Below are 18,761 nucleotides of genomic sequence, written 5' to 3'. Positions count from 1 at the left end.
ATTAACGGATCAGGCGACCTGGGCCAACAGCGCCTTGGCGTGGTTGATGCCCTTCTCTTGGAAGTCACCGCTCAAGTTCACTCCTTCGGCGTGAATGAAGGTGACGTCATGAATCCCGATAAAGGCCATGACCTGGCGCAGGTAGGGTTCCTGGTGATCGGAGCTGGCACCCGTATGGATGCCGCCGCGCGCAGTGAGCACGATGGCGCGTTTGCCGGTCAGCAGCCCCTGTGGCCCGGTGGCGGTGTAGTTGAAGGTCACACCGGCGCGCAACACGTGGTCCAGCCAGGCTTTGAGGGTGCTGGGAATGGCGAAGTTGTACATCGGCGCGGCCATCACCAGCACGTCTGCCGCAAGCAATTCGTTGGTCAATTCGTCGGAGCGATCCAGGGACGCCTGCTCGCTGTCGTTGCGTTGATCCGCTGGCTTCATCCAGCCGCCGAGCAGGTTGGCGTCCAGATGCGGAACCGGGTTGAGGGCCACGTCACGCACGCTGATCTGGTCCGCCGGGTGGGCGACCTGCCATTGGCTGATGAATTGCTGAGTCAGTTGGCGGGAGATCGAATCCTGCTGGCGGGCGCTGCTTTCGATGATCAGAACGTTGGACATGGCTGGGTAGGCTCCATCGGAAATTGCTGTAAGGCGATGGAGTGGAGATTAAACAGAGCCAATTCGATAAAAAAGCGCAAAAAACTGCTATAACCCATCTATAAATTTGTTTATAAGCGGAGCATGCTCCGCTGCTGGGCTACTTTGGTGCGCAAGCCAGGGCAATACGCATCTTGATAATGGCGCGATTGAACTTGACCGTGGTGTTGGTGCTTTTGCCCGCCGGCACCGTGACCGTTCTGCGGCGCGGCGATTCCGGGCCGTTGGTGAAGGTTACCGAGCAGACCGCGTCTTGAGTGCCGTAGTTATTGAGTTGAATCGAACTGATATCACCGTCCACATCGGAGGCGGTGTAGTCGATGCTGACGCCGTCGATCTTTTTCGTCACGTCGATAGGGTAGGCAAATGCACTCAACGGCAGCAGCGCCAGCAACACACAACAGAATTTTCTCATTCGGCAGTCTCCAATAAGGACTGTCAGCTTAGGACAAGAGGAACCCATCTTGAAAGCGCCCCGCGTTACCCTCGATCAATGGCGTACGCTGCAAGCCGTGGTCGACCATGGCGGCTTCGCCCAGGCGGCCGAAGCGTTGCACCGTTCGCAGTCCTCGGTGAGCTACACCGTGGCCCGCATGCAAGACCAGCTTGGCGTGCCGCTGCTCCGCATCGACGGGCGCAAAGCCGTGCTCACTGACGCGGGTGAAGTGCTGTTGCGCCGCTCCCGACAGTTGGTGAAAAACGCCAGCCAGTTGGAAGACCTCGCCCACCACATGGAACAAGGCTGGGAAGCGGAGGTGCGCCTGGTAGTGGACGCGGCCTATCCGAACGCACGCCTGGTACGCGCGCTCACCGCATTTATGCCGCAAAGCCGGGGTTGCCGTGTGCGCCTGCGTGAGGAGGTGCTGTCTGGCGTCGAGGAGCTGTTGCTCGATGGCATGGCCGACCTGGCCATCAGCGGCTTCATCATCCCCGGCTACCTGGGCACGGAAATGAGCGATGTGGAATTCATTGCCGTGGCCCATCCGGACCACTCATTGCACCGCCTGAACCGCGAGCTGAGCTTTCAGGACCTGGAAAGCCAGATGCAGGTGGTGATTCGCGATTCCGGCCGCCAGCAACCACGGGATGTGGGTTGGCTTGGCGCCGAACAGCGCTGGACCGTCGGCAGCCTGGCCACCGCCGCCACCTTCGTCAGCAGCGGCCTGGGCTTTGCCTGGTTGCCGCGCCACCTGATCGAACGCGAAATGAAGGAAGGCCTGCTCAAGCAGCTACCCTTGGAAAAGGGTGGAAGCCGCAACCCGACGTTCTACCTGTATTCGAACAAGGACAAACCCTTGGGGCCGGCGACGCAGATCCTCGTGGAACTGCTGCGCACCTTTGACACCGCCCCCTTGGACGCGCCTTTCGCCGCCCCGCAGCAAGCCTGAAACGGAGTTCATGCATGGCCTGGTTCGACCACGAAGGATGCAGCCTGCACTACGAGGAATACGGCCACGGCACGCCGCTGATCCTGATCCACGGCCTGGGCTCCAGCAGCCAGGATTGGGAACTGCAGATTCCGGTGCTGGCCAGGCATTACCGTCTGATCGTGGTCGATGTGCGCGGCCACGGCCGCTCGGACAAACCGCGCGAGCGCTACAGCATCCAGGGCTTCACCTTTGATTTGCTGGCATTGATCGAACACTTGGATTTGCCACCCGCCCATGTGGTGGGCTTGTCCATGGGTGGCATGATTGCCTTCCAGTTGGCGGTGGACGAACCCGCGCAGGTCAAGAGCCTGTGCATCGTCAACAGCGCGCCAGAGGTGAAGGTGCGCAGTGCCGATGATTACTGGCAATGGGCCAAACGCTGGAGCCTGGCGCGTGTGCTCAGCCTGGCCACTATCGGCAAGGCATTGGGCGACCGTCTGTTCCCAAAACCGCATCAGGCCGAGCTGCGCCGCAAGATGGCCGAACGCTGGGCAAAAAACGACAAACGTGCTTATCTCGCCAGCTTCGATGCCATTGTGGGCTGGGGCGTGCAGGAACGACTTTCCAGAATCACCTGTCCAACCCTGGTCATCAGCGCCGACCACGACTACACCCCCGTGGCGCAAAAAGAAAACTATGTAAAACTGCTGCCCGATGCGCGACTGGTGGTGATCGAGGATTCCCGCCATGCCACGCCCTTGGACCAACCCGAAGTCTTTAACGCAACCTTGCTCGATTTTCTAAAGACAGTCGAAACCACTACCCAGGATCACTGACCCATGTTGAAAAAAATCGCCTTCTTCGCCGGTTCTGTTCTGTTTGCCGCCAACCTGATGGCCGCCGAGCCCGTCAAGGCGCCCCACGTATTGATCACCACCACCAATGGCGACATCGAGATCGAACTGGACCCGGTCAAGGCGCCAATCAGCACCAAGAACTTCCTGGCCTATGTCGACAAGGGCTTCTACACCAACACGATTTTCCACCGCGTGATCCCAGGCTTCATGGTCCAGGGCGGCGGGTTTACTCAGTCGATGTCGCAAAAGCCAACTGAAGCGCCGATCAAGAACGAAGCCAGCAATGGCCTGCATAACGTACGTGGCACCCTGTCCATGGCGCGCACCAGTGACCCGGATTCGGCCACCAGCCAGTTCTTCATCAACGTGGCCGACAATGCCTTCCTCGACCCAGGCCGTGATCGCGGTTATGCCGTATTCGCCAAAGTGGTCAAGGGCATGGACGTGGTTGATGTGATCGTCAACTCGCAGACCACCACCAAGCAGGGCATGCAGAACGTGCCAATCGATCCTGTGTACATCAAGTCGGCCAAGCGCATCGACTGAGGTAGCAGGTAGCTCCGCGCGCCGCCCACGAGGCCGCGCGCGCATTTGAAAGGAGAGCCCGCCCTGCGGGCGTCAACCCTAATGCTCTATCGTCGTTTTGAACAACTGATCGATATTTTCCGCGACGCCCCCAGCGAAGCCCCGCCCGACAAAGTCTTGCCCTTCTACCTCTACTACCTGCGCCAGGTGTGGCCGCATTTCGCCGCCTTGCTGGTGGTGGGCCTGATCGGTGCGTTGATCGAAGTCGCACTGTTCAGCTACCTGAGCCGCATCATCGACCTGGCCCAGGGCACGCCGCCGGCCAACTTCTTCCAGGTGCACAGCACCGAGCTGATCTGGATGGCCGTGGTCGCCCTGCTGTTGCGCCCGATCTTCGGCGCCCTGCATGACCTGCTGGTGCACCAGACCATCAGCCCCGGCATGACCAGCCTGATCCGCTGGCAGAACCACAGTTACGTGCTCAAGCAGAGCCTGAATTTCTTCCAGAACGACTTCGCCGGGCGTATTGCCCAGCGCATCATGCAGACTGGCAACTCACTGCGCGACTCTGCGGTGGCGGCAGTGGATGCGATCTGGCACGTGGCGATCTACGCCATCAGCTCCCTGGTGCTGTTTGCCGAAGCTGATTGGCGCCTGATGATCCCGCTGGTGAGCTGGATTCTTTGCTACAGCCTAGCGCTGCGCTACTTCGTGCCACGGGTGAAGGAGCGCTCGGTGATTTCCTCCGAAGCGCGTTCCAAATTGATGGGCCGCATCGTCGACGGCTACACCAACATCACCACCTTGAAGCTGTTCGCCCATACCCGCTATGAGCAGGAATACGCCAAGGAAGCGATCATCGAGCAAACCGAAAAAACCCAGCTGGCCAGCCGCGTGGTGACCAGCATGGACATCGTGATCACCACCATGAACGGCCTGCTGATCGTCACCACCACCGGCCTGGCCCTGTGGTTGTGGACGCAGTCGCTGATCTCGGTGGGCGCGATTGCCCTGGCCACCGGCTTGGTGATCCGTATCGTCAACATGTCCGGCTGGATCATGTGGGTGGTCAACGGCATTTTCGAGAACATCGGCCAAGTCCAGGACGGCCTGAAAACCATCGCCCAGCCACTCGCCGTGATCGACCGCGAGCATGCCCCACGCTTGAGCGTGCCACGGGGCGAAGTGCGCTTCGAACAGGTGGATTTCCACTACGGCAAGAAGAGCGGGATCATTGGCGGCCTGAACCTTGAGATCAAGGCCGGTGAAAAGATCGGGTTGATCGGCCCATCGGGTGCCGGCAAGTCGACCTTGGTCAACCTGCTGCTGCGTCTGTACGACCTGCAAGGCGGACGCATCCTGATCGATGGCCAGAACATTGCCGAGGTCGCCCAGGAATCCTTGCGCGAACAGATCGGCATGATCACCCAGGACACGTCGCTGCTGCACCGCTCGATCCGCGACAACCTGCTGTACGGCAAGCCCGACGCCACCGACGAAGAACTCTGGGCCGCCGTACACAAGGCGCGCGCCGATGAGTTCATTCCGTTGCTGTCGGACTCCGAAGGCCGTGCCGGGCTGGATGCGCATGTCGGTGAGCGCGGAGTGAAGCTTTCCGGTGGGCAGCGTCAGCGTATTGCCATTGCCCGCGTGCTGCTCAAGGACGCGCCGATCCTGATCATGGACGAAGCCACCTCCGCGCTGGATTCGGAAGTGGAAGCGGCGATCCAGGAGAGCCTGGAAACCCTGATGCAGGGCAAGACGGTGATTGCGATCGCGCACCGGTTGTCGACCATTGCTCGGATGGACCGCCTGGTGGTGCTGGAGAAAGGCCAGATTGCCGAGAGCGGCAGTCACGCCGAGCTGCTTGCCCATGGCGGGCTGTATGCACGGTTGTGGCAGCACCAGACGGGTGGGTTCGTCGGTATCGACTGATACTGCAGTGCCGAAACAGCCCCAGCCCCTAAAACACAAGGGCCTGGGGCTTTTTCATGCCCTGGATTTGTGTCGCAATCCTGCTGTAATCAGTGCAGTGCCCAGAAGGGCGCTGAAGTAAATCTGCAGGGAGCATCACTGATTTACGGATCCGGTAGAGCGATCTATCAAGGACGGGCTGCATGTCTTTGTTCAAGCGTTCAATCACAGAGGGGCTAGGTACATTTTGGTTGGTGTTGGGCGGTTGCGGGAGCGCGGTGTTGGCCGCAGCGTTCCCCGCAGTCGGGATCGGATTGTTGGGCGTGTCCCTGGCATTCGGGCTCACGGTGCTGACCATGGCGTTCGCCATCGGGCATATCAGCGGTTGTCACCTCAACCCGGCCGTGTCGGTGGGACTGGTGGTAGGCGGACGGTTCCCGGCCAGGGAACTGCCGGCGTACATCGTGGCGCAGGTGGTCGGCGGTACGATCGCCGCTGCGCTGCTGTATTTCATTGCCAGCGGCAAACCGGGGTTCGAACTGGCGTCGGGGCTAGCGGCCAACGGCTATGGCGAGCATTCGCCCGGCGGTTATTCGATGGCGGCAGGGTTTGTCAGTGAGCTGGTGATGACCGCCATGTTCGTGGTGATCATCCTCGGCGCCACCGACCGCCGCGCCCCGCCGGGCCTTGCGCCCATCGCCATCGGCCTGGCGCTGACACTCATCCATCTGATCTCCATTCCCGTCACCAACACCTCGGTCAACCCGGCCCGCAGTACCGGCCCGGCCCTGATCGTCGGCGGGTGGGCGATCCAGCAGTTGTGGATGTTCTGGCTCGCGCCGATCCTGGGTGCGGTGATGGGTGGAGTTACCTATCGATGGCTTGGCAAGGAGGCGCCGGGCTGAGGCAAGCTGGGTTCAGCCCTGTCGATAAGGCAGGGCTGAACCTTTCTAAACGCCAATCACCCTTGATGGGCCTGCATGTACTGGCGCAATAGCTGATTAATGCGCGTCTGGTAACCAGATCCTTGACCTTTGAACCACTCCAATACGTCAGCGTCTAGCCTGATAGTGACCGCCTGCTTCACGGGGACACGTAACTCAGCACGCCGGAAAAAATCGGCATCCAGCTCAGGGATATCGCTGGTATCGATCTCTTTATCATTCATTTTGGCCAAGCGCTCCCAATCAGTTTTCGATGTTTGCGTCATAATATTTGGCCTCCTTCTTGGTTGCTTTTCGGGCGGAGATGATACGGATCACATCACCACGTCGTTCGGTGTATACGACCACACCTATTAACAATTTGATCCAGCCAATACTAATCCAACGCTCCTCGCCATAATCCGCTCGATCATCGCGCAAGGCCAGCATTGGGTGCCTAAAGATATCCGGGACGTCATTGAAATCGATGCCGTGCTTAACAATATTGGCGTTATTTTTGGATTCATCCCACTCAAATAACATGGCACATCCTGTATGTACTTTTGTACATACAGGATGACGATTTCAGTCTTGGTTTGAAGCGCCGCCAGACCAATGGTTCAGCCCTGTCGATAAGGCAGGGCTGCCCTCGCCTCCTGCGCATACGCCATAATCCCCACCCGCTCGCGCTCCAGAAAATCCTCCACCGCATTCTTCAAGCCCGGATGGCGCAGGTAGTGCCATGACCGTGTAATCACCGGCTCAAACCCACGGATCAACTTGTGCTCGCCCTGTGCCCCCGCATCGAAACGTTGCAGGCCATGAGCGATGGCGTAGTCCATGCCCTGGTAGAAACAGGTTTCGAAATGCAGGCGGTCGAACTCTGCCAGGCAACCCCAGTAGCGGCCGTAGAAGCTGTCGCCGCCGATCAGGCTGAAGGCCATGGCCACCGGGCGTGTGCCTTGTTTGGCCAGGACCACGCGGATCGCTTCGGGCATGCGCTCGGCCAGCAGGCTGAAGAACGCGCGGGTCAGGTAAGGTGATTGGCGGCGGATCGCGTAGGTGTTGGCGTAGCAGGCGTAGACAAAATCCCACTGGGCTTCGCTCAGTTCATGGCCTTGCAGCCACTCGAAGTCGATGCCCTGCCCTGCCACTTGTTCGCGTTCTTTGCGCATCTGTTTGCGCTTGCGCGAACTCAGCGCATCGAGAAAATCCTGGAAGTCGCGGTAACCCCGGTTCTGCCAGTGAAACTGACAGCCCAAACGCTGCAACCATCCCGGTTGTTGGGCCAGTGCCGCATCGGCCAGTTCATCGGTGAAGTTTATGTGGGCGCTCGAGAGCCCTTCGATTTCCAGGTAACCCGGCAGGCTCTTTAGCAGCTCTAGACCATCGTCTGCACTCGCCGCCAGCAGGCGTGGCCCACTGACCGGGCTGAACGGCACGGCGGTCAGCAACTTAGGGTAATACTCAATGCCTGCCCGCTCGCAGGCATCCGCCCAGCCGTGATCAAACACGTACTCGCCGTAGGAATGCCACTTGCGGTAACTGGGCAGTGCCGCCACCAGCCGATCACCTTCCCAATGCAGCAAATGCTCCGGTTGCCAGCCCGATTGCGGGCCCAGGCTGGCGCTGTCTTCCAATGCGCTCAGGAAGGCGTGCCGCACGAACGGCTGGGCCTGTGGCACCAGCGCATCCCAGGCTTGCGGGGCGATCTCGGACAGGCTGTCCAGGCGTTGCAACGGCATCGGCATCCTCACTACTTCAGGGCGTGAAAGCCTGGCGAGTATCGCTGATTGCCGGCCTCGGCACACCCCCGTTTCGCGCGACAAGGCTCTAAACCAATAGTTCCGAACATGAAAAATTTGTCATCTAGATGACATCACTTCGCCACTGCTCCGTCATAAACGATCGTGATACTGACGCCTGTTTTTAGAGCGCCTGGTTCTAGCAGGTGGTTATTTTTCCGTCCGTCATCGGTCGGTTGTGTCCTGGATGGTTTGCCATCCCTCCTCACTTTCGGAGATTGATATGCGTCTTGCTTCCACTAAAACTGCGGCGGTCCTCTGCGGCGGCCTGTTACTGGCCCTGAGCGTTCCGGCCAGCGCTGCAGTCGACGCTAAATTGCTCGACATGCTCAAGGCCAACGGCCAGATCACCAATGCCCAGTACAGCGAACTGCAAGCTGAACTGGCACGGGACCAGAAAGAGCAGCAGATAGCACGGCAAGCTCAACAAGAGACCAACGAACAGATCGCGGCCACCGCGAAGAAAACCAACGAGCTGAGCAGCTTCGACCAGAAGCTGGCCTGGGCGGCTAAGACTCAACTCAAGGGTGACGTGCGCTTCCGCCACGAAACCATCAAGATCGACGGCACCCCGAACAACGGCGGCAAAGACAAGGATCGTGAACGCATCCGTGCTCGTCTGGGCGCCTACACCGAGATCAACTCACAGGTCGACACTGGCATCCGTATCGCCACCGGCAGCAGCGACGACGCCCGCTCCACCAACCAGGACCTGGACGGCTACTTCAACAAGAAGTCGATCTGGCTGGACCTTGGCTATATCGACTACCACCCGACTCAAATCAAGAACCTGCACGTGATCGGCGGCAAAATGCTGCAACCGTGGGTCAGCATGGGCGACGTGATCTGGGATAGCGATATCAACCCGGAAGGCCTGGCCGTCACCTACAAATACCCACTGGGCAGCAGCGCCGAGCTGTTCGGCAGCCTGGGTAACTACAACCTCAAGGACAACGTCAACGGCGACGGCGTGCAATTTCGCAACGACCTGCGCATGACGGCAGGCCAGTTGGGTTCGCGCTTCTCGCTGACCGACAACCTGAAACTGACCGTGGGCGGCAGCGTCTACGCGTTCCAGAACGATGAAGACAGCCGTTGCCCAACCGCTGGCTCCTTCCAATGCCTGACCCCGGCCGAAACCATCGCGAACACCACCGCCGGCAATGCCAGCGAGTACCGTTTGTATGAAGGCTTCAGCCAAATCGACATCGGTGGCCTGGCTGTTCCGCTGTCGTTCTATGGCCAGTACGTGCAAAACACCAAAGCCACAGACAAAGATCAGGACACTGCCTGGTTGCTCGGTGCCAAGTCCAAGGTCTTTGGCTTCAACCTGGACTACAACTACCGCGACGTACAACGTTACGCAGTGGTCGGCGCGCTCACCGACTCGGACTTCGCCGGCGGCTTCACCGGTGCACGCGGCCACAAGTTCAAAGTCGGTTACGACATCGACAAGAACTTCGCGGTCGGCGCCACTTACTTCCTGACCAAAGCGGACTACGCCAGCGCCCCTGGCTATCGCGATGCGAACGCCAATACCCTGCAGCTGGACGCAGAAGCCAAGTTCTAAATCTAAGTGTTAAAAGCCTTGGGCCAGGACGGCCCGAGGTCGCTGCAACAGTCTTGCGTGGGTGGATCGGTCCCCATCATCCGTCCGATCCCTCCACGCGAGCCTGCTTATTCCCCGCCTTTGTGATCCTTGAGTCGTTCTTGCGCCAACCGCTGCGCCAAGGCCTCCACACCCTCTACCGGCTCATCCGGCATTATCTTCAGCGTCGCCTGCATCAGGCGCATCTGGCGGATAAACCGGCGGCAGTTCGGGCAGAACATCAAGTGATGACGCACCAGCAGACGCTCGCGAAAGGTCAATTGCCCATCGAGATAGTCACTGGAACGTGCCACTTGTTCTTTACAGGTCAACATTCGCCCGTTTCCTCAAAATGCTCCACCGTGGCGAAGACTTTAAGCCGTGCTCGATGCAACAGCACACGGACATTGGAGAGCGACAGCGTCAGAAGATTACAGATCTCTTCCAACTCCAACCCCTGGCGCTCACGCAGCACCAGCACGCTGCTCTGCAACTCAGACAGACTCAGCAACGTATGCTCCAGGCATTTACGCAGTTCATCCTCGGTCAGCAGGGCTTCCGGCGTGTCCTGGTGCCAGGCGTAGGGGGCGACGGCCCAGTGGCCATCGTCGGGGGAGAAACGGTCATCGCCAATCGTGCCATGGGGCGAAGGCAGGTCGTCGAGCAACACTTCGCGACGATTCTGCTTATAGCGCCCCTTGGCGGCGTTGGCGGTGATGGTCAGCAGCCAAGTCTTGAGGCTTGAACGCCCTTCGAACTTGGCCAGGTTGCGCACCACCGACAGCCAGGCGTCTTGCACGACTTCGTCGGCGTGACGCTGGCCGACAATGGCATAAGCCACCGCCCGCATGGCGCTCTGGTAGGTGGTGACCAATTCCTTGTAGGCCCGCTGCTCACCCTTGAGCAGGCGTTCAAGCAGGTGCGCGTCGTCCGCTGCTGCCATTCAAGACCTCGATTGTCTTAGCGTTTGCGCAGGATCACGCTGCCGATCGAATAGCCCGCGCCAAACGAGCTGAGTACCGCCACGGAGCCCTTGGTCAAATCATCCTGGTATTTGTGGAATGCAATGACAGAGCCCGCCGAGCTGGTATTGGCGTAAGTATCGAGGATCACCGGCGCTTCTTCCACCGAGGCTTCGCGGCCCAGCAGTTTCTTCACGATCAGGTGGTTCATGCTCAGGTTGGCCTGATGCAGCCAGAAGCGCTTCACATCAGCTACGTTCAGCTGGTTTTCTTGCAAATGCACGCCGATCAGCTCGGCCACCATCGGGCACACATCGCGGAATACCTTGCGGCCTTCCTGCACGAACAGCTTGTCGGGCGCGCCGATGCCTTCTTCCGCCGTGCGGTTGAGGAAACCGAAGTTGTTGCGGATGTTATTCGAGAACTTGGTCAGCAGCTTGGTGCTCACCACATCGAACTGATGCTCGGAAGTCGCCAGGTCGGCGCGCTCCAGGACCACGGCAGTGGCCGCGTCACCAAAGATGAAGTGGCTGTCACGGTCGCGGAAATTCAGGTGGCCGGTGCAGACTTCCGGGTTGACCATCAAAATCGCCCGCGCCTGGCCCAGTTGGATGCTGTTGGCGGCGTTCTGGATGCCGAAGGTGGCCGAAGAACACGCCACGTTCATGTCAAAACCAAAACCTTGGATACCCAGGGCTTCCTGGACTTCAATGGCGATGGCCGGGTAGGCACGCTGTAGGTTGGAGCACGCGACAATCACACCGTCGATGTCGGCGGCGGTCTTGCCGGCGCGTTGCAGGGCCTGTTCGGCGGCACCGACGGCCATCTGGCAGAGCACCGACCATTCGTCGTTGCTGCGCTCGGGCAGGCGTGGAGCCATGCGCTGCGGGTCGAGAATGCCGTCCTTGTCCATCACGAAACGGCTCTTGATACCCGAGGCTTTTTCGATAAAGGCTGCACTGGATTCGGTTAGCGGCTGCACGTCACCGCGCTCGATGGCGGCGGCGTTGTTGCTGTTGAACTGATGCACGTAGGCATTGAAAGACTGCACCAGCTCTTCATTGGAGATGCTGTTGGCCGGGGTGTACAGGCCAGTGCCGCTGATGACGACGTTATGCACGGTCGTTCCTCTAAATCTGTCAGGCAGAAGATATTGGTACCGTCGTACCAAACTATAAGTAGTTCGATCCCGCCCAGCGGACATCAAACTGGCATCGCTTTATTCCATCGCGTCGTAGCCCTTCACGACGATCCCGGCATTTATAGGCGCGAAGTTTGCCACAAACCCAGGGATTTGGCGCCATATGCCAGATAAGCGCCAAATTCCCAGATAGCGATCAGGACTCCACCAAGCTCCATTGCTTGCTCAAACGCTTGTCGGAAATCGGTACTTTGGTGCCCAGTTGCTGGCCAAACAACGACACGCGATATTCCTCCAGCCACCAGCGATAGAGCTCCAGCTGAGGGTCGCGCTTGCCTTCCTGGGCATGCTTTTTCAGGCGGTTTTCGTACTGCGTCCACAAACCGGCCAGTTCGCCGCTCCACACCCGATCCTTTTGCACCTGGCTTGGCAGTTTCTCCAGGCGCAACTCGATGGCCTTGAGGTAACGCGGCAATTCCTTGAACCACTGCGCCGGGGTTTCCCGCACGAAACCGGGGTACACCAGGTAGCTCAGTTGCTGCTTGATGTCGTTCAGGGCCACGGCCTGGGCGAGGTCAATCTTGCCTTTGAAGCGCTTTTGCAGGCCGTGCCACAGTTTCAGCACATCGAGGGTCAAGCGCGCCAGGCGCTCGGCGTGTTCGGTCCAACTGCCGCGCTTACGCTCGGCCAAGGCGGCCAGGCCCGCGCCATCACGCGGCAGGTTGGCTTCGCCTTCGAGTACACAGGTGTCGAGGCTGGCCAGCAGGATGTCTTCCACCAGCGCATCGATGCGGCCCAATTCGCGATACATCAGACCCAGTTCGGTCAGGCCCGGCAATTTGCCACGCAGGAATTTCGCCGGTTCCGCCAGTTGTTGCATCAGCAAACGCTGCAACGCGCGGCGATGCTGGAACTCCGCCTCGGCAGCCGTGGAGAAACGCCCTTCCTTGACCGTGCCGTTTTCTTCCACCAACGCCGGATACACCGTCATCGACAGCCCGGCGATCTTCTGTTGAGTCTTTTCCGCCACCGCGGCAAACACCTTGGCTTCCACCGGCTGTTGGCTTTTCGCGGTTTGTGGCACGGCCAGCGCGGCCTGGCTGGCCTCGGCAAAACGTGCCGTCAGTTCGGCCAGGTCGCGACCTTCGCCGAGGAACTTGCCTTGGCCATCGACCACCTCCAGGTTCATCTTCAGGTGGCTTTCGACCTGCTGCGCGGCTTCGGCCCAGGCTTCATCGCTGACCCGCGCCCCGGTCATGCGCAGCAATTCGCGGCCCAGCGCCTGAGGCAACGAGCCCTGGCCAAACTCGATGCGTTGCAGCGCAGCCTTTACGAAGTCCGGCACCGGCACGAAGTTCTTGCGCAGCGCTTTGGGCAGGTTACGCACCAAGGCAATGCACTTGGCTTCGATCACCCCCGGCACCAGCCATTCCAGGCGCTCTGGCGGCAACGCTGGCAAAAGCGGCGCCGGCACGCGCAGGGTCACACCGTCACGCGGGTGGTTGGGTTCGAAGTGGTAACTTAGTGCCAGTTCCAGGTCGCCCAGGTGCAGGGTATCCGGATAATGCGCGGCAGTGACTTCACTGGCCTCACGGGCCAGTACGTCCTCTTCGCGCATGATCAGCAGTTGCGGGTCTTTCTGGCTGTTGACCTTGTACCAGCTGTCGAAGGTCGCGGTCTGGTGGATCTCCGCCGGCAACCGCGCGTCGTAGAAGGCGAACAGGGTTTCTTCGTCCGCCAGGATGTCGCGACGGCGCGCCTTGGCTTCCAGTTCGTCGAGTTGCTCCAGCAGTTGCTGGTTGGCCGTGAGGCACTTGGCTCGCGACTGGATCTCGCCACGCACCAGGCCTTCGCGGATAAACAACTCGCGAGACACCACCGGGTCAATCGGCCCGTAATGCACCGGGCGACGCCCGACCACAATCAGCCCGAACAGGGTGATCTGCTCAAAAGCTACCACCTGGCCACGCTTCTTCTCCCAATGGGGTTCGAAGTGGTTTTTCTTGATCAAATGCCCGGCCAGCGGCTCGATCCAGTCGGCGTCGATCTTGGCGACCATGCGCGCATACAGCTTGGTGGTTTCCACCAGCTCGGCGGTCATCAGCCATTGCGGACGCTTCTTGCCGATGCCCGAGGACGGGTGAATCCAGAAACGGCGCTGGCGTGCGCCGAGGTAATCGCCGTCTTCGGTTTTCTGGCCGATCTGGCTGAGCAGGCCGGACAGCACCGCCTTGTGCAGTTTCGGGAAATCCGCCGGCTCTTTATTGACGGTCAGCTGCATGTCGCGGCAGATCAGGCTCAACTGGCGATGGGAGTCGCGCCACTCGCGCAAACGCAGGTAGTTGAGGAAGTTCTTGCGGCACCAGTTGCGCAACGGGCTCGCTGTCAGTTCCTGGCGCTGCTCTTCAAAGCCGCGCCATAGATTGACGAGCCCAGCGAAATCCGAATCCGGATCCTTCCATTGCGCGTGCGCCTGGTCGGCGGCCTGTTGACGCTCCGGCGGACGCTCGCGCGGGTCCTGGATCGACATGGCGCTGGCGACGATCAGTACTTCCTGCAAGCTGCCGAGCTTGGCGGCTTCCAGCAGCATGCGGCCCATGCGCGGGTCCACCGGCAGGCGCGCCAACTGACGGCCCAATGGCGTGAGCTGACTGTTGCGGTCCACCGCCGACAGCTCTTGCAGCAAGTTGAAACCGTCGCTGATGGCCTTGCCGTCCGGCGGCTCGATAAACGGGAAATCGGTGATCTCGCCGAGACGCAGGTGCAGCATCTGCAAGATCACGGCCGCGAGGTTGGTGCGCAGGATCTCGGGGTCGGTAAATTCCGGACGCCCGATAAAATCCTCTTCACTGTACAAGCGAATGCAGATGCCCGGTTCAACACGGCCGCAACGGCCTTTACGCTGGTTGGCGCTGGCCTGGGAAATCGCCTCGATCGGCAGGCGCTGCACCTTGGCGCGGTAGCTGTAGCGGCTGATGCGAGCGGTGCCGCTGTCGATCACATAACGAATGCCCGGCACGGTCAGCGAGGTTTCCGCGACGTTGGTCGCCAGCACCACGCGCCGGCCCGGATGGGACTGGAAGATGCGCTGCTGTTCGGCCGGCGATAGCCGCGCATACAGCGGCAGGATTTCGGTGTGCTTGAGCTGGGCCTTGCGCAGCATGTCGGCGGCGTCGCGAATCTCGCGCTCGCCGGGCAGGAACACCAGCACATCGCCAGGGCTGCGCCGCTCGCTGCGCTCATAGGCGGCGATTTCATCGAGTGTGGCGAGGATCGCCTGGTCAACGGTCAAGTCATCCTCGACGCGGTTGCCCTCCTCGTCCTGCTCCAGGGTCAGCGGGCGATACCAGGTGTCGACCGGGAAGGTACGGCCCGAGACTTCGACAATCGGCGCGTCATCGAAATGCTTGGAAAACCGCTCCAGGTCGATGGTTGCCGAAGTGATGATGACTTTGAGGTCCGGACGACGCGGCAGCAGGGTCTTCAGGTAGCCCAGCAGGAAGTCGATGTTCAGGCTGCGTTCGTGCGCTTCATCGACGATGATCGTGTCGTAGCGTTCCAGGTAGCGATCGTTCTGGGTTTCCGCCAGCAGGATGCCGTCGGTCATCAGCTTGATCAGGGTATTGGAATCGCTCTGGTCTTCAAAACGTACCTGATAGCCGACCAACGCGCCCAACGGCGTGGCCAACTCCTCGGCCACCCGACTGGCAACGCTGCGTGCCGCAATTCGCCGTGGCTGGGTGTGACCGATCAGGCCGAATTGGCCACGACCGATTTCCAGGCAGATCTTCGGCAACTGGGTGGTCTTACCCGAGCCGGTCTCACCGGCAATGATCAGCACCTGGTGCTTGTTCAGCGCCTCTTTGATCTCATCACGCTTGGCCGCAATCGGCAGGCTGTCGTCATAACGGATCACCGGCACGCTGGCACGACGCGCCGTGACCTGGGCGCAAGACGCCTGCATGCGCGCAACCCACTGCGCCAGCTTTTCCTCGTCGGGCTTCTTGCGCAGCTCAAGCAACTGCCGCCGCAAGCGGTGGCGGTCGGCGAGCATAGCGTGATCGAGGGTCTTGAGCAGTTGGTCGATAGTGGGCGCTTGGTCGGTCATCAGGGTGGCAAAGGTCTTCTGGGTGAGGCAGGGCGCGCCTGCATAACGGTGGATGGAAAAAACGAGGGGCGATTGTCGCAGATTTCTACATTTCTGGAGATGTTCAGTCAGTGACTGGCCTCGTCGCGCCTGTGAATGAACATATTTCTTACGAGAGAAAGTCGCTCATCCGACCATCTCACCATGCAAATCCGATGGTTTGAGTGACGTACGCAGGGCCAAATCAACCTGCCAGAAGCCATTGGCAGATCGCTGTATCGTTCATGAAACCGGAGCTTTTATGCCTATCGATTCGACAAACAGCCAACCTTATCTACCCAGCTACTCTGTATCCATGCAGGCCCAACCGCGCTCGGCAGCGTCGCAACCACCGCCCAAATATGAGTTCCCGCCCGCCTACACAGAAAAGCCGTCGTCCAACGCAGCCCCGCAGAGCGCGTCGACACCGCCCACCAATTTGACGGCCAATCGAATCTCGAATTTCCACACGACCAGTCAGGCAGTACGCGGCATGAATTTCATGAGCAGCCTGTAACTCAATGGCAAAAACCTGATTGATATCGCCTTTGACGCCCGAGGAACTCTTATGCCCATTGACTCCAGCCGCTACTACAACGCATCCACCCAAAACTTTCATAGTTACGCCAACAAATACCAGGACATTGCACCTACATCCCAATCGACAACCGGGTCCTGGACCTCACACCCCTCTGGGTCGTCCTACGCCGCCAAGGACTATCCGAAGCTACCCAATACCAAGGAGAGAGATCTGGACGCTGAGCTGCATTTGGCGGGATGGGCTACAAACCCCCGAACCCGCACGGCAACGGTGACAAACGTAAAAAAGCCAGAGGATCTGAACATCGCTAAGACACCGAATACGATTACCAAGTTTGTCGTGACGAGAGACGGACAGATGGCGATCGCCAACATCAGTAAAGACGTAGCGCCAAAAATGATATCCCACCCCGCCACCGCCGAACTAGGCGTCGGTGCCGGACAGTCGAATAACATCGTCAGTGCCGGCTATTTAAAGCAAACCATGACAGGGAGAACTCACCTATCCAATACCTCGGGCCATTACCTCCCCACAAAGGAGAACATGAGGCCCGCACAGGATTACTTGGAAAAAATCGGCGTGAAGTCGACCAAAAGCCAATTGGGTGTTTTCTGAAGACAGATCGGTCCGTAAATCAAGTTCAAGAACAGTGATCGCGCTCCTTGCGCCGGTAAGGAAACACATCAATCACCTTGCCGGCGCGAATCGCCTCCTGCAGCCCTTTCCAGTAATCGGCGTTGTACAACTCGCCATGCAGCTCGTCGAACAACTTGCGCTGGCCAGCATCGGCAAACAGGAACGGCGGGAACTCCTCGGGAAATACATCCAGCGGTCCAATGGAGTACCAGGGCTCGGAAGCCATTTCATCTTCGGGGGTACGCGGCGCGGGGATGTGGCGAAAGTTGGCCTCGGTGAGAAAGCAGATCTCATCGTAGTCGTAGAACACCACGCGGCCGTGACGGGTGACGCCGAAGTTCTTCAGCAGCATGTCGCCGGGGAAGATATTCGCGGCCGCCAGTTGCTTGATCGCCAGGCCGTAGTCTTCCAGGGCTTCGCGCACTTGGGCGGGGTTGGCGTTGTCGAGGTAGAGGTTGAGCGGGGTCATGCGTCGTTCGGTCCAGCAGTGGCGGATCAGCACGCTGTCGCCTTCGACTTCGACGGTGCCGGCGGCGACTTCCAGCAATTCGGCCAGGCATTCGGGCTCGAATTTGCTCAGGGGAAAACGGAAGTCGGCGAACTCCTGGGTATCAGCCATGCGCCCGACCCGGTCGACGCTTTTGACCAGCCGGTACTTCTCGATCACGGTGGCGCGGTTGACGTTTTTCGACGGTGAAAAGCGGTCCTTGATGATCTTGAACACCGTGTTGAAACCCGGCAGCGTGAACACGCTCATGACCATGCCACGCACGCCGGGGGCCATGATGAATTGATCGTCGGTGGTCGCCAGGTGGTTGATCAAGGCGCGGTAGAACTCTGACTTGCCGTGCTTGTAGAAACCGATGGAGGTGTACAGCTCAGCGATGTGCTTGCCCGGCAGGATGCGCTTGAGAAAACCGATGAATTCCGCCGGCACCGGCACATCCACCATGAAGTAGGAACGGGTAAACGAGAAGATGATCGACACGTCGGCTTCGTCGGTGATCAGTGCGTCGATCTGGATGCCCTGCCCTTCACGGTGCAGCAGTGGGATCACCAGTGGCCATTGTTCGTCGCGGGTGTAGATACGTCCTACAAGGTAGGCGCCTTTATTGCGGTAGAGCACCGAGGAAAACAGCTCGACCTTGAGGTCCGGGTCCTTGCACACCCAGTCCGGCAGGTTTTCCCGCAGTTGGGTCTCGAGGCGGCGCAGGTCGCCGGCCAGGTCGGCGTAAGGCTCGCTGAAACGGTAGTCGGCAAAGATCTGCGCGAGCATTTCCGGGATTTTCCCGGCAGGCGTGTAGGTACGCGTCTGCGCGGCCCGTGCCCGGCGCAGGCTGGGCCGGGTGGTGTGGATGAACATGCAGCCGTCGCTGATCAGGTCGTGGCTGAACAGACCGCAGAAGATCGAGTTGTACCAGGTCTCGGACAGCTCATCGTCGAAACGCAGGTCGATCAGCCCGATGTAGGCGCTTTTCACCACGGGCCACTGGTCAACATCGAGTAATGCGCCGTCATCAAAGCTGCTGCGCAAACGCGCAATCACTTCGCTGACCTTTTCTTCATAGAGGTTGATGCGCGCCGCCGACGCCGCCTGCCCCTGCTGCCACTGGGCCTTTTCAAAACGCTCGCGGGCGCCATCGGTGATTTGGCGGAAGTGCTCACGGTAATCGTCGAAGCCATCGAGGATCATCCGGGCGACAGCGAGGGCGGATTGCGACATGC

18 protein-coding genes are annotated in these 18,761 nt (G+C 59.7%); 8 read left to right on the top strand and 10 right to left on the bottom strand.

Annotated features, from left to right (window positions below):
- Positions 1–9 precede the first annotated feature (9 nt).
- Both H096_RS18320 and H096_RS18315 read right to left on the bottom strand, forming a co-directional pair.
- Positions 10–609 carry an FMN-dependent NADH-azoreductase gene (locus H096_RS18320; RefSeq protein WP_033900624.1) on the bottom strand — a complete coding sequence of 200 codons (600 nt, stop codon included), beginning with the start codon at positions 607–609 and terminating at the stop codon, positions 10–12.
- Positions 610–748: 139 nt separating this feature from the next.
- Positions 749–1,063, bottom strand: coding sequence for a hypothetical protein (locus H096_RS18315; RefSeq protein ID WP_033900621.1), 315 nt, complete (start codon positions 1,061–1,063; stop codon positions 749–751).
- A gap of 49 nt (positions 1,064–1,112) precedes the next feature.
- Between H096_RS18315 and H096_RS18310 the strand changes: the two genes are divergently transcribed.
- The 5 genes from H096_RS18310 (at position 1,113) to aqpZ (ending at position 6,219) form a co-directional block, all read left to right on the top strand.
- Positions 1,113–2,036 (top strand): LysR family transcriptional regulator, encoded by a 924-nt coding sequence (locus tag H096_RS18310; protein WP_016979354.1) that lies wholly within the window; start codon positions 1,113–1,115, stop codon positions 2,034–2,036.
- 14 nt (positions 2,037–2,050) lie between these two features.
- A complete protein-coding gene (locus H096_RS18305) occupies positions 2,051–2,854 on the top strand; it encodes an alpha/beta hydrolase (RefSeq protein ID WP_033900614.1) in 804 nt (267 codons plus the stop codon).
- 3 nt (positions 2,855–2,857) lie between these two features.
- Positions 2,858–3,421, top strand: coding sequence for a peptidylprolyl isomerase (locus H096_RS18300; RefSeq protein WP_033900612.1), 564 nt, complete (start codon positions 2,858–2,860; stop codon positions 3,419–3,421).
- A gap of 81 nt (positions 3,422–3,502) precedes the next feature.
- A complete protein-coding gene (locus H096_RS18295) occupies positions 3,503–5,335 on the top strand; it encodes an ABC transporter ATP-binding protein (protein WP_033900611.1) in 1,833 nt (610 codons plus the stop codon).
- A 182-nt stretch (positions 5,336–5,517) separates the two neighbouring features.
- Positions 5,518–6,219 (top strand): aquaporin Z, encoded by a 702-nt coding sequence (aqpZ, locus tag H096_RS18290; protein WP_033900610.1) that lies wholly within the window; start codon positions 5,518–5,520, stop codon positions 6,217–6,219.
- 56 nt (positions 6,220–6,275) lie between these two features.
- On the opposite strand, the gene H096_RS18285 is transcribed toward aqpZ, so the two are convergent.
- From H096_RS18285 to H096_RS18275, 3 genes are all read right to left on the bottom strand, one after another.
- Entirely contained in the window at positions 6,276–6,524 is a 249-nt protein-coding gene (locus tag H096_RS18285) for a BrnA antitoxin family protein (protein ID WP_016979349.1), read from the bottom strand.
- Positions 6,502–6,780 (bottom strand): BrnT family toxin, encoded by a 279-nt coding sequence (locus H096_RS18280; protein WP_033900609.1) that lies wholly within the window; start codon positions 6,778–6,780, stop codon positions 6,502–6,504. Before H096_RS18280 ends, H096_RS18285 begins: the two co-directional genes overlap by 23 nt.
- 77 nt (positions 6,781–6,857) lie before the next feature.
- Positions 6,858–7,982, bottom strand: coding sequence for a GNAT family N-acetyltransferase (locus H096_RS18275; RefSeq protein ID WP_033900608.1), 1,125 nt, complete (start codon positions 7,980–7,982; stop codon positions 6,858–6,860).
- A 283-nt stretch (positions 7,983–8,265) separates the two neighbouring features.
- Here H096_RS18275 and H096_RS18270 point away from each other — a divergent pair, with 283 nt between their 5' ends.
- Positions 8,266–9,612: a putative porin gene (locus tag H096_RS18270; protein WP_033900606.1), complete on the top strand. Its 1,347-nt coding sequence runs from the start codon at positions 8,266–8,268 to the stop codon at positions 9,610–9,612.
- A 107-nt stretch (positions 9,613–9,719) separates the two neighbouring features.
- Here the strand turns inward: H096_RS18270 and H096_RS18265 are convergent, their stop codons facing one another.
- The 4 genes from H096_RS18265 to hrpA form a co-directional block, all read right to left on the bottom strand.
- On the bottom strand, positions 9,720–9,965 hold the full coding sequence (locus H096_RS18265) for a zf-HC2 domain-containing protein (protein ID WP_016979345.1): 246 nt from the start codon (positions 9,963–9,965) through the stop codon (positions 9,720–9,722).
- On the bottom strand, positions 9,959–10,573 hold the full coding sequence (locus H096_RS18260) for an RNA polymerase sigma factor (RefSeq protein WP_016979344.1): 615 nt from the start codon (positions 10,571–10,573) through the stop codon (positions 9,959–9,961). The genes H096_RS18265 and H096_RS18260 overlap by 7 nt, the downstream gene beginning before the upstream one ends.
- 17 nt (positions 10,574–10,590) lie before the next feature.
- A complete protein-coding gene (locus tag H096_RS18255) occupies positions 10,591–11,712 on the bottom strand; it encodes a beta-ketoacyl-ACP synthase III (protein WP_033900604.1) in 1,122 nt (373 codons plus the stop codon).
- 217 nt (positions 11,713–11,929) lie between these two features.
- Positions 11,930–15,841 carry an ATP-dependent RNA helicase HrpA gene (gene hrpA / locus H096_RS18250; protein WP_033900602.1) on the bottom strand — a complete coding sequence of 1,304 codons (3,912 nt, stop codon included), beginning with the start codon at positions 15,839–15,841 and terminating at the stop codon, positions 11,930–11,932.
- 280 nt (positions 15,842–16,121) lie between these two features.
- On the opposite strand from hrpA, the gene H096_RS33975 reads away from it, so the two are divergent.
- Together H096_RS33975 and H096_RS18245 are read left to right on the top strand one after the other, a co-directional pair.
- A complete protein-coding gene (locus tag H096_RS33975) occupies positions 16,122–16,376 on the top strand; it encodes a hypothetical protein (protein WP_156487839.1) in 255 nt (84 codons plus the stop codon).
- Between the two features lie 51 nt (positions 16,377–16,427).
- Positions 16,428–17,015: a hypothetical protein gene (locus H096_RS18245; protein WP_033900601.1), complete on the top strand. Its 588-nt coding sequence runs from the start codon at positions 16,428–16,430 to the stop codon at positions 17,013–17,015.
- A 25-nt stretch (positions 17,016–17,040) separates the two neighbouring features.
- Here the strand turns inward: H096_RS18245 and aceK are convergent, their stop codons facing one another.
- Positions 17,041–18,759, bottom strand: a complete 1,719-nt coding sequence (gene aceK, locus H096_RS18240; protein WP_033900599.1) for a bifunctional isocitrate dehydrogenase kinase/phosphatase — start codon at positions 18,757–18,759, stop codon at positions 17,041–17,043.
- Positions 18,760–18,761 lie beyond the last annotated feature (2 nt).

It is taken from the genome of Pseudomonas sp. FH1 (assembly GCF_000510895.2).
In the GTDB taxonomy this organism is placed as follows: Bacteria; Pseudomonadota; Gammaproteobacteria; order Pseudomonadales; family Pseudomonadaceae; genus Aquipseudomonas; species Aquipseudomonas azotoformans_A.
The sequence above is the reverse complement of the archived record's forward strand: the minus strand, read 5'-3'. Positions and strand labels throughout refer to the sequence as shown.